This is a genomic window from Pantoea vagans, from assembly GCF_001506165.1.
GTDB classification, from domain to species: Bacteria; Pseudomonadota; Gammaproteobacteria; order Enterobacterales; family Enterobacteriaceae; genus Pantoea; species Pantoea vagans_C.
The window spans coordinates 4,302,123-4,313,264 of sequence record NZ_CP011427.1; the positions used below are offsets into that span (position 1 = coordinate 4,302,123).

The 11,142-nt window shown below is 57.0% G+C and carries 8 protein-coding genes and 2 pseudogenes; 9 read left to right on the plus strand and 1 reads right to left on the minus strand.

From position 1 onward, the window contains the following. Positions 1-34: 34 nt before the first annotated feature. Positions 35-277 (minus strand): DUF1158 domain-containing protein, encoded by a 243-nt coding sequence (locus LK04_RS19860; RefSeq protein ID WP_039333369.1) that lies wholly within the window; start codon positions 275-277, stop codon positions 35-37. Positions 278-560: 283 nt separating this feature from the next. On the opposite strand from LK04_RS19860, the gene mntP reads away from it, so the two are divergent. The 9 genes and pseudogenes from mntP to LK04_RS19905 all read left to right on the plus strand — a co-directional run bounded on the left by mntP (position 561) and on the right by LK04_RS19905 (position 11,086). Continuing rightward, positions 561-1,133 (plus strand): manganese efflux pump MntP, encoded by a 573-nt coding sequence (gene mntP, locus LK04_RS19865; RefSeq protein ID WP_039333367.1) that lies wholly within the window; start codon positions 561-563, stop codon positions 1,131-1,133. Positions 1,134-1,788: 655 nt separating this feature from the next. Then, on the plus strand, positions 1,789-2,796 hold the full coding sequence (gene dgcN, locus LK04_RS19870) for an N-acetyltransferase DgcN (protein WP_039333365.1): 1,008 nt from the start codon (positions 1,789-1,791) through the stop codon (positions 2,794-2,796). 1 nt (position 2,797) lies between these two features. Continuing rightward, positions 2,798-3,763 carry an N-acetyl-D-Glu racemase DgcA gene (dgcA, locus tag LK04_RS19875; protein WP_039333363.1) on the plus strand — a complete coding sequence of 322 codons (966 nt, stop codon included), beginning with the start codon at positions 2,798-2,800 and terminating at the stop codon, positions 3,761-3,763. Positions 3,764-3,778: 15 nt separating this feature from the next. After that, positions 3,779-5,644, plus strand: coding sequence for an ABC transporter ATP-binding protein (locus tag LK04_RS19880; RefSeq protein ID WP_039333361.1), 1,866 nt, complete (start codon positions 3,779-3,781; stop codon positions 5,642-5,644). A gap of 21 nt (positions 5,645-5,665) precedes the next feature. After that, positions 5,666-7,207, plus strand: coding sequence for a glutathione ABC transporter substrate-binding protein (locus LK04_RS19885; protein WP_039333359.1), 1,542 nt, complete (start codon positions 5,666-5,668; stop codon positions 7,205-7,207). A 100-nt stretch (positions 7,208-7,307) separates the two neighbouring features. After that, the gene (locus tag LK04_RS19890) at positions 7,308-8,237 is read left to right on the plus strand and encodes an ABC transporter permease (protein WP_039333357.1); all 930 of its coding nucleotides are present in this window, start codon (positions 7,308-7,310) and stop codon (positions 8,235-8,237) included. Continuing rightward, the gene (locus LK04_RS19895; RefSeq protein WP_039333356.1) at positions 8,237-9,121 is read left to right on the plus strand and encodes an ABC transporter permease subunit; all 885 of its coding nucleotides are present in this window, start codon (positions 8,237-8,239) and stop codon (positions 9,119-9,121) included. Before LK04_RS19890 ends, LK04_RS19895 begins: the two co-directional genes overlap by 1 nt. A 2-nt stretch (positions 9,122-9,123) precedes the next feature. Beyond that, a pseudogene (locus LK04_RS19900) lies at positions 9,124-10,182 on the plus strand (P1 family peptidase). Between the two features lie 131 nt (positions 10,183-10,313). Further along, positions 10,314-11,086 (plus strand): annotated as a pseudogene (locus LK04_RS19905) (M55 family metallopeptidase). Positions 11,087-11,142 lie beyond the last annotated feature (56 nt).

Sequence of the window (11,142 nt, forward strand, 5' to 3'; positions counted from 1 at the left end):
GTCAGAAGAAAAATGCATCACGCAGCGGATAACATCATGCCTTGGACCAGAGGCGCCAGGCGAAACGGATGACGAAAAATTCAATCGCGCCGAGGATCAGGAACCACAGGCAGAAGACGATGGTGTAGAGCTGATTTACATCCTGCAAATGCAAATTCTCTTGCAGTTGTCTGGCCAGCGTGACGCCAAACTGAGGTGCTGGCAACAGCAGGGCAGAGAGAAAGCCCAGCAGCAAAATACCACCAGGGATGATTAACGTTTCAAACGGGTTTTTCATCGCAGTTTTCCTATCAATAAGCGCGGGCATTAGCGCACAAAAGGGCGCAATGGTGCAATCCCCGTGCCGCTCAAGCCTCAGAATTTTCTTCAATTCCATTCACTTAGCGACATAAATAGCGCAAGTTAAGAGTTATAGCCTTTGCTATACTTAAATCCATGATTTTACTGTCTTTTTTTTGGCGTTTTTGCGTGCTAGACTGCGCGCACTTTTTTATTACTGAACAATAGATGCGGAAAATTGCCTGTTTGAACGCTTTTTCCGCGGCATTGATTGAAAACCCATGACATTTATCGCAACTCTGATTCTGGCCTTTGGTATGTCGATGGACGCCTTCGCCGCAGCACTGGGCAAAGGCGCATCCTTGCATCGCCCGAATTTCAAAGAAGCGCTACGCACGGGCTTAATTTTTGGTGTCATTGAAATGCTGACACCGCTGATTGGCTGGGCCATTGGTCTGGCTGCCAGCCGCTACATTATGGCTTGGGATCACTGGGTGGCATTTGGCCTGTTAACCGTACTCGGCGGCCGTATGATGATGGAAGGTTTTCGTCAGACGGCGGATGAGCCGTGTGAGGCGCCACAGCGTCATGGCTTTATGGTGCTGGCACTGACAGCGGTAGCAACCAGTCTCGATGCGTTGGCGGTGGGCGTCGGCCTCGCCTTCCTGCAGGTGAATATTATTCTGACGGCAGTTACCATTGGTGCCGCCACCACTATTATGGCAACCACCGGCGTGATGGTGGGACGTTTCATTGGCCCGGTGATGGGCAAGTGGGCAGAAGTCTTGGGCGGCGTGGTGTTAATCAGTATCGGTTGTACCATTCTCATTGAGCATCTGAATCTGTTCAGCTAACTATACCCGTCATACTTCGAACCGCAGCTGCGTTGGCTGCGCGTGCTCACTCCAGTCACTTACTGATGTAAGCTCCTGGAGATTCACCCACTTGCCGCGTGATTCGGCCTTCGGCCTCACCCTTCGGGCCAGCGCAAGCGCTGTTCAAAAGCGCCGTAAGGCACTTTTGTGCTGCAATTCGAATTATTTAGGTATTGGATCCCCATTTTTGTGATCTGGTTCAAAAATATTTGCGTGAAAAATGCGCGTTAGTTATACTTTTCGCATATTTCTTCAACAATTTTTGAGCCAGGTAATCATGAAACGCTTTTTCCGCTACGTGTTCCGCGCCTATGTCGAGACCTTTAAACACGTCCCGCCAGGCGCGCTTTAAATACCCGTCATACTTCGAACCGCAGCTGCGTTGGCTGTGCGTGCTGCGATTCGAATTATTTAGGGTATTTCACCCGTGAATGGCCCTACGATTTTCTTATCTCTCCCGCCAGTTCATCCTACTTATTGCCTCAAAAAAATCCTTTCTAGCGCTGGCACCATCAGTTTTTGATCTGGCTATAGCCTGACGTTATACCCCGCCACCAAACAAGCATTCGTCACCTTTTTCTCCGCATGGAATAGTCGATTCAGGCCCTCTAACCCGTCTGAAACGAGAAACATCATGCTGATCCCTCAACCCTATTTACTGTTCCTTGGCGATGTCACCGATCCACTGGCTGCTAAAACCGCGCGCGGCATTCATGTCTGGCGACCGGAGCAGTGCGTGGGCGAAATTAAACTGCCGGGCTGTACTGTCAGCCTGGGTCTGGACGTGCTCGATATTGCAACGGCAAAAGAGCGTGGGGCAAAAACCCTGGTACTGGGTACCGCTAATGCCGGTGGCTATCTGCCTGAGCACTGGCTTGAAACCGTTAAAGGTGCCATTAAAGCCGGTATGAACGTGGCCAGCGGTCTGCATCATCGTCTGGTGGATGAGCCCGAGCTGGTGGCGTTAGCGCAAGAGTTTGGTGTGGAACTGTTTGACCTGCGCCATATGCGTCCAAAACTGAATGTCGGCAGCGGTAAGAAGCGTACAGGTAAGCGAGTGCTTACTGTTGGCACCGACTGCTCGGTGGGCAAAATGTACACCTCACTGGCACTGGAAGCCGCCATGCGTGAGCGCGGCATGAAAGCTGATTTCCGTGCCACCGGCCAAACCGGCATTCTGGTGGCGGGTGAAGGGATTGCGATTGATGCGGTGATTGCCGACTTCATCGCCGGTGCGGTTGAAGCGTTGTCACCGGCCAATGACGCCGACCACTGGGATATCGTGGAAGGTCAGGGTTCCCTGTTCCATCCTTCTTATGCGGGCGTCAGCATGGGTCTGATCCATGGTGCGCAGCCGCACTGGCTGGTGATGTGTCATGAAATGGGCCGTCCACATATGCGTCATTTGCCGCATCAGCCGATGGTCAGCCTGAAAGATTGTGTTGAAGCCAACCTGCGCGCCGCTCATGTCACCAGCGACAATGTGCAACTGGCCGGTTTCGCCATCAACACCTCAAACTACAGCGAAGCGGAAGCGCGCGCCTTCTGCGCAGAAGTCAGTGCCGAATTCGGCGTGCCAGCAACCGACCCAGTGCGTTTTGGTATTGCAGATATCGCTGCACTGCTGCAGGAGCGTGGCTAATATGCGGCGCATGCAGATTGAAGTGCTTGAGCTGCCGCTGGCGCGTCCCTTTGCGATCTCACGTGGCACACGCACGGCTGTAACCGTCATCCGCGTCACGCTGGAGCAAAACGGTTTTATTGGTCGTGGCGAATGCACACCGACGCCGCGCTACGATGAAACGCCAGACAGCGTGCAGGCCGAACTGGAAGCGCTGCGCGAGGATGTCGAAGCTGGCTTAAGCCGTCTCGATCTGCAACGTCGTATCTCTGCCGGTTCAGCGCGAAATGCGCTGGACTGCGCGCTGTGGCGTCTGGATGCGGCACTCGCCAAACAGACGCTGTGGCAACAGTGTGAGCGGGTTGCACCGCCTTCGGTGATTACCGCTGAAACCTTAAGCCTCGATTCAGTTGAAAACATGGCCGCGGCGGCGGCGGATGCGGTTTCACGCGGTGCCATCCTGCTGAAAATTAAGCTTAATCGCGATGAGATTCTGGAAAAGGTTGCGGCGATTCGCGCCGTTGCACCGCGTGCCACGCTGATCATTGACGCCAACGAAGCCTGGTCAGGTGTGGATCTGCACAGCCTGCTCACCGCTTTGCAAGCCTACAACATCGCCATGGTCGAACAGCCACTGCCTGCCGGTCAGGATCAGGACCTGCAACGTTTTCCCCATCCCATTCCGGTGTGTGCCGACGAAAGCTGTCACACCCGTGAAGATATCGCGCAGCTGCGTAATCGCTACGAAATGATCAACATCAAGCTGGATAAATGCGGTGGTCTGACCGAAGCCTTGGCGATGGTCGAAGAAGCACAGAAGCTGGATATGCGTTTGATGGTGGGCTGCATGTTGGGCTCTTCACTGGCGATGGAAGCCGCGCTGCCGGTGGCGATTGCCGCCGAGCATGTCGATCTGGATGGCCCGATTTGGCTGGCCGCCGATAGCTCACCTTTCCTTACCTACGCTCAAGGCCGAATCCGGCTGTAACCGCACGAGGCAACGATGACGGACACTTTACTTACTCCCAACGCCGCCAGCGTTGCCGGTTCCGCGCCGGTCCTCGCGATTCAGGATCTCAGCGTCTCGTTTCGCGGCCGCAGCGGCGAAAACCAGGCTCTCAAAGGCATCAGTTTTGCGATTCATCCGGGCGAAATTGTCGCCGTGGTGGGCGAAAGCGGCTCAGGAAAATCGGTCACGTCGCTGGCGGTGATGGGCTTACTGGCAGCATCGGGGCGCATCGATCGCGGCAGCATGCAGTTCCGCGATCGCCAAGGCAAAGCGCATGCCCTGGAGAAGCTGGATGAAACACAGCGCCGTGCGTTACGCGGCCGTGAGATGGCGATGATTTTTCAGGAGCCGATGACCTCGCTCAACCCGGTATTGCGGGTAGGCGATCAGCTCACGGAAGCGCTGCGCGATCACCAGCTGTGTGATAAACCCACGGCGGATGCACGTGCGCGTGAACTGCTGCGTCAGGTGCGTATTGCTGATGTCGATCGCATCATGAAAAGCTACCCGCATTCGCTGTCGGGTGGCATGCGTCAACGCGTGATGATCGCGCAGGCATTGGCCTGCGATCCCCAGTTGTTAATTGCCGATGAACCGACCACCGCGCTGGACGTAACGGTTCAGGCGCGCATTCTTCACATCCTGCGCGATCTGCAACGTGAAAAGCAGATGGCGGTACTGTTTATTACCCATGACATGGGCGTGGTGGCGGAAATCGCCGACCGTGTGGTGGTAATGCTGCGCGGTGAAGTGGTAGAGGAGGGCACAGTCGATGAGATTTTCAACGCCGCTCAACATCCTTACACCCAGGCCCTGCTCGCGGCGGTGCCCAAGCTCGGCGATATGCGTGAGCACAGCTGGCCGCAGCGTTTCCCATTGCTGGGTGCGCCACACAGCCATAACGCGGAACAGCGCACCGCCCGTTATGACGAAACCCCACTGCTGGATGTGCGTGGCCTGAAAGTCTATTACCCGATCCGCAGCGGAATCTTCTCCGCGCTGACGCATCAGGTGCACGCGGTCGAGCAGATCGACTTCAGCTTATGGCCGGGGGAAACCTTAGCGATTGTCGGCGAGAGCGGCTGTGGCAAATCCACCACGGGCCGCGCGCTGATGCGTCTGATCAACAGCCATGCCGACAGCATCCATTTTCAGGGCAGTGAAATCGCCGATCTCAAAGAGGCGCAGTTCCAGCCGCTGCGTAGTGAAATCCAGATGGTGTTTCAGGACCCGTATGCCTCACTCAATCCACGACTCACCGTTGGGTTCACCATTGCGGAGCCCCTGTTGCTGCACGGTTTGGTGAAGTCGCTGGAGGAAGCCACGCCGCAGGTGAATGCCTTGCTGAAAAGCGTCGGTCTGTTACCGGAACATGCCCAGCGTTACCCGCATGAGTTCTCTGGTGGCCAGCGTCAGCGCATCGCCATCGCGCGTGCCATGGCGTTGAAACCCAAAGTCATCATTGCCGATGAAGCGGTGTCCGCACTGGATGTGTCGGTGCAGGCGCAGGTGGTGAATCTGATGATGGACCTGCAACAGCAAACCGGTGTGGCATGGATTTTCATCTCGCATGATATGGCGGTGGTGGAACGCATCGCTAATCGCGTGGCGGTGATGTACCTCGGCCAGATTGTTGAACTGGGGCCACGTCAGTCGGTATTTAACCAACCGCAACATCCTTATACCCAACGTCTGCTGGCCTCGGTGCCGGTGGCCGATCCACAGAACCGTCAACCCCGCATTTTCGAAGACAGCGAGATCCCCTCGCCGCTGCGCAAAGTGGGCGAAACGGTCACAAAACCCCGTTATCGCCAGGTTGCGCCGCAACACTGGGTCGCTGACGACATTGCATCGCGTTAACGCTCAATACCAGGAGATTTCATGAAATCGAATTTTCGCCGTGCTTCACTGGCTGTTGGATTGACCCTCGCGCTGGCTGCTGCCGCGCAGGCGCAGGATCTGCGCATCTCAATGTATGCAGATATCACCGGGCTGGACCCGCATGATACCTCGGACAACGTCAGCTACTCCGTACAGAGCGGTATCTTTGAACGTCTGTTCCAGTTTGATGCCAAGATGAAGCTGCAACCCTGGCTGGCGACCAGTTACACCAGCAATGACACCGCCACCGAATTTACCCTGACGCTGCGTAAAGGCGTCACCTTCCAGGACGGCACGCCTTTTGATGCCGAGGCGGTAAAAGCCAACCTTGAACGCCTGGCCGATCAAACCAAAGGGCTGAAGCGTAATAGCCTGTACAAGATGATTGCCAAGGTCACGGTGCTGGCACCGGATCAGGTGAAAATCGATCTCAACCAATCTTTTGGTGCCTTCATCAACACTCTGGCGCACCCGTCGGCGGTGATGTGGAGCCCGGCGATCCTCAAGCAGTATCCAGAAGAAGCCCAGTTGCGCTTACATCCGGTCGGCACTGGCCCGTTCAAGTTTGTCGAGTGGCAGCCAGGCAAAGCGGTTTCGCTGGTGAAGTATGACGGCTACTGGCAGAAAGGCTGGCCGAAGGTGGATAAAGTGACCTTCTCACCGAGCCCAGAAGACGCAACGCGCGTAGCGGCGCTGAAATCAGGGCAGGTCGATGCGATCTGGCCACTGCCATCGGACCTGATCGCCACCGTGCAGAGCGACAGCAAATTGGCGATCCAGCGCGATCCGAGCATTTACCTCTATTACATGGCGATTAACACCCAGCATAAACCGCTGGCCGACGTGCGAGTGCGCCAGGCGATTAACTACGCCATCGACCGCGATCTGTGGCTGAAAGTGGCGTTCGCCGGTATGGGTAAAGCGGCTACCTCTGCCATGCCAGAGGGGGTGCAGTTCTACCAGAAGCAGACTGAGCCAAACTACCGCTATTCCGTCGACCAAGCCAAAGCACTGCTAAAAGAGGCGGGATATCCGAACGGGCTGGATCTTAAACTCTGGACCACCAATGCCACCGCCAGCGTGCGTGCAGCACAGGTATTGAAAGCGCAGCTGGCGACTGTCGGCATTCGCGCCACCGTGACGCCAATGGATTCCGGCACGCGCAACGCCAAGCTGTGGGGCGTGAAAGATCCGAAGCAGGCAGAATTTGACCTTTACTACGGTGGCTGGTCAACCTCGACCGGTGATGCAGACTGGGCGCTGCGTCCGCTGTATGCCACCGAATCCTGGGTGCCAACCTCGTATAACGTTTCCTACTTCAGCAACCCGGATGTGGATAAAGCCATTGCCGGTGGTTTAGCCACGGCCGATCCGGCCAAGCGCGGCGCAGCCTATGCCGAAGCGCAGAAACTGTTGTGGAAAGATGCACCTGTCGCCTTCCTCGGCACGCCAGATAACCTGGTGGGTAAACGCAGCAACCTGAGCGGTGTGTCGATGCTGCCGGATGGCAATTTCCTCTATACCCAAGCGGCATTTAAGTAAGGCGATGCGGGTATTGGTCGCCATAAATGGCGACCCTACTTTGTAGGGTGCGCATTTATGCGCACCTGAATACCGACCGCACTCACCATAAAGGAAGCGCATGTTCGCATACATCATTCGTCGACTACTGGAGATGATCCCCGTCCTGCTGGTGGTCTCGTTACTGGTGTTCGGCTTTATCAAGCTGCTGCCGGGCGATCCGGCGCGCATTTACGCCGGACCTGATGCGCCGATCGAAGCGGTCGAAGCCGCACGCCAGCATCTCGGTCTCAACGATCCGTTGCCGCAGCAGTACGTTAACTGGATCGGTGGATTACTGCGTGGCGATCTTGGTGTGACCTATCGCACCCAACAGCCGGTGCTGGACGTCATCAAACAGGGCTTTATGCCTACGCTGTGGCTGGCGCTGGCAGGGTTTGCCTGGTCAGTGATCCTCGGCTTGTTCCTCGGCGTTTTCGCGGCGCTTAAACGCGGAAAATGGCAGGACTGGACGCTAATGAGCGTCGCCGTGGGCGGCATCTCAATGCCGACCTTCTGGCTGGGGTTACTGCTGATCCAGTTCGTCGCCATGCCGTTTGGTCTGTTTTCGGTCAGTGGTTTCAATAAAGCCAGTGACATCATTCTGCCCGCCATCACTCTCGGTTCCTCCGTGGCCGCCGTGATGGCGCGCTTCACCCGTTCCGCCTTCCTCGAAGTGGCACAGGAAGATTATGTGCGTACCGCCAAGGCCAAAGGGCTACGCAACCGGCTGGTAACGTGGAAACACGTGATGCGTAACGCACTGATCCCGGTGATCACCATGTTGGGTCTACAGTTCGGTTTTCTGCTCGGTGGATCGATCGTGGTGGAGAGTGTCTTCAACTGGCCGGGATTGGGCTGGCTGTTGATCGAGTCGATCAAAGCACAGGATCAACCAGTGATTCAGGCGTTGGTGATGCTGTTCGTGTTTGAATTTATTGTGATTAACCTGCTGGTGGATCTGCTTTACGCCGTGGTCAACCCAGCCATTCGCCTGCGACAGGAGTCGTGATGAGTACACAATCTCTGTCTGCCGCATCACCTCAGAGCATTCGCTCGCCGTGGCGCGATTTTCTGCACGCCTTCGTGCGCAACCCGCTGGCGCTGGTGTCAGGCGGTTTTGTCTTGTTGCTGGTGCTGGTGGCGATTTTTGCCCCGTGGCTGGCACCCTGGGACCCGATGGCACCGGACTGGATGGCGCTGTCATCACCGCCGTCCTCGGCACACTGGATGGGCACTGATGAACTGGGACGCGACCTGCTAAGCCGCATCATCTATGGTGCGCGCATTTCGCTCTATGTCGGCGTGCTGTCGGTGACGTTGGGCATGGTAGTCGGTGTGTTCTTCGGCTTGCTGGCGGGCTATTACGGCCGCTGGGTGGATATGCTCATCATGCGCGGTGCTGATGTGCTGTTCGCTTTCCCGGGCATGCTGCTGGCGATTGCGGTGGTGGCGATTCTCGGTCCGGGGCTGAATAATGTGATCATTGCCGTGGCGGTGTTTAGCGTCCCGGTGTTTGCCCGCATTGTGCGTGCCTCCACCTTGTCACTAAAACAAGCGGCCTACGTGGAAGCGGTGCGCTGTGCGGGCGCGCCAGATCGGGTGATTCTGCTGCGCCATATTCTGCCGGGTACGCTCTCCAATGTGATTGTCTATTTCACCATGCGCATCGGCACCAGTATTCTGACGGCAGCGGGCTTGAGTTTTATTGGCCTCGGTCCAGAACCCGATGTGCCAGAGTGGGGGAATATCCTGGCGATGAGCCGCAGCATGATGATGGCGGGCTTATGGCACGTCAGTGTCTTCCCCGGCCTGGCGATCTTTATTACCGTGCTGGCGTTCAACCTGCTGGGTGATGCGCTGCGCGATACGCTCGATCCTAAACTGAAGAGCTAAACATGGATTTTCAACAACTGCAGCGCGATCTGCTGCTGCAACGCTGGCGCAGTGAGCGACAGCTGGGACAACCGCGCAGTGCCTGTGGCCCGACCAATCGCATCAGCGATGTGCCCGGCGTGCGCGTCGGCCATCACACCTTAGACAACGGTGAGATGCAAACTGGCGTCACGGCAATTGTGGCCGCCCGGCGACAACCTGTTCCTCAACCCATTACCCTGCGGTGCGGCGGTATTTAACGGTTTCGCCAAGCCGGTTGGACTGGTGCAAGTGGAAGAGTTGGGAGTACTGCAAACGCCGATCTTACTGAGCAACACGCTGGCGGTGGGCACGCTGTTTACCACTCTGGTGGCGCGATGCTATCAGCCGCAACCCGGAACTAGGCCGCAGCCTGCCCACGGTGAACCCGTTAGCGTTGGAGTGCAATGACGGCTGGCTTAATGATATTCAGGCATTAGCGGTGACCGAAGCCATGGCGCAGCAGGCACTGGATTCCGCCCAGACCGATTTCGCGCGTGGCAGCGTCGGAGCGGGGCGCGGCATGAGCTGCTTCAGTCTGAAAGGCGGCATCGGTACCGCATCTCGCCTCATTCCTTCCCTGAATGCACGCTCGGCGTGCTGGTGCTGCGCCATTTTGGTGCGCTCACCGCCCTGACGCTCGACGGTGTGCGCCTTGGCGAGATGATTGCCCCATTGTTGCCAGAGCTGACACCACAGCGTGACGCCGGTTCCATCATCATTATCATGGCCACCGATGCCGCGCTGGATGCGCGCCAGTTGAAGCGTATCGCTAAACGCGCGGGGCGGGGTTAGGGCGTTTGGGCAGCTATTGGGGGCATGGATCCGGCGATATCGCCGTGGCCTTTTCCACCCAAACCACGCCACAGCCGCCGGAAGATGCCGCGCTGGAACCGCTGCTTGCCGCCGCCGCCGATGCTACTGAACACGCGGTGTTAGATGCCTTACTGAGCGCTGAGGCGGTCAGCGGTTTTCGCGGGCATCACCGACCGTCATTGACGGAAGTACTGGATAAACTGGCGACGACATCTCGGTCGGCATAAATGCCGCCCCTACAAAAACATGTGATACCCGTAGGGTCGCCATTTATGGCGACCTTGTTCATCACCGCACGGAACTAACATAACCTCATGAAATCTTTATCTCTGCCGATATTGAAGGTATTGCGGGCGTGATGCGTCCGGAGCAGTGCTCGCCTGGCCATGCGGAGTACCAGCTGGCGCGTGGACTGATGGAACAAGAGGTGAATGCCGCCATTGACGGTGCCTTCGCAGGCGGAGCCACCGAAGTGGTGGTCGCAGACAGCCACGCGCACTGACCAACCTGCGTGCGGAAAACATCGATCGCGCGCGCGTATGGTACAGGGCAAACGCGCGGTTTATCGATGGTGGAAGGCATTGAGCAGCAGCCGTTTGATGGCCTGTTTTTTATCGGCTATCACAGCGCGGCGGGTGAACCCGGCGTACTGGCTCACACCATCAATGGTCGTGCGTTCTGGCGTATCCACATCAACGGTAAAGTGATGGGGAAAGCGATATTTATGCCGCTGCCGCTGCCGAGCAGGGTACGCCGCTGTGGTTAGTCAGTGGCGATGATCAGTTGCAGGGCTGGATAGCGGAGCACTATCCGTCAGTGGATTATGTCTGCGTGAAACGCGCGATCTCTCATACCTGCGCCGAATCCATCAGCCCGCAGGGCGCACAGCACGCCATTCGCCATGCCGCTACGGCCGCTGTACAGCGCGCCCGCCAGGTCAGCACCACACGCCTGACGGCACCCTATGAGATGCAATTACAGGCCAGCAAACCGGTATTAGCGGATTTATTCAGTTTGATTCCCGGTGTGACGCGCATTGATGCGGTGACCGTTGGTTATCGTGCCGATCAGATGGGCACCTTGATCAGCCTGCTCAGCGCCTTCTCCTATCTGGCCAGTACGCAGTCGTAGGCATATTCTTTGCAGGTCGTACCGCATTTCCTGCTGGCTTTTGGTAACCTGCGCGC

What these genes read in the sequence shown, in the direction of transcription:
- LK04_RS19860 (WP_039333369.1), bottom strand. Translation starts at nt 277, where the DNA reads ATGAAAAACCCGTTTGAAACGTTAATCATCCCTGGTGGTATTTTGCTG.
- mntP (WP_039333367.1), top strand. Translation starts at nt 561, where the DNA reads ATGACATTTATCGCAACTCTGATTCTGGCCTTTGGTATGTCGATGGAC.
- dgcN (WP_039333365.1), top strand. Translation starts at nt 1,789, where the DNA reads ATGCTGATCCCTCAACCCTATTTACTGTTCCTTGGCGATGTCACCGAT.
- dgcA (WP_039333363.1), top strand. Translation starts at nt 2,798, where the DNA reads ATGCGGCGCATGCAGATTGAAGTGCTTGAGCTGCCGCTGGCGCGTCCC.
- LK04_RS19880 (WP_039333361.1), top strand. Translation starts at nt 3,779, where the DNA reads ATGACGGACACTTTACTTACTCCCAACGCCGCCAGCGTTGCCGGTTCC.
- LK04_RS19885 (WP_039333359.1), top strand. Translation starts at nt 5,666, where the DNA reads ATGAAATCGAATTTTCGCCGTGCTTCACTGGCTGTTGGATTGACCCTC.
- LK04_RS19890 (WP_039333357.1), top strand. Translation starts at nt 7,308, where the DNA reads ATGTTCGCATACATCATTCGTCGACTACTGGAGATGATCCCCGTCCTG.
- LK04_RS19895 (WP_039333356.1), top strand. Translation starts at nt 8,237, where the DNA reads ATGAGTACACAATCTCTGTCTGCCGCATCACCTCAGAGCATTCGCTCG.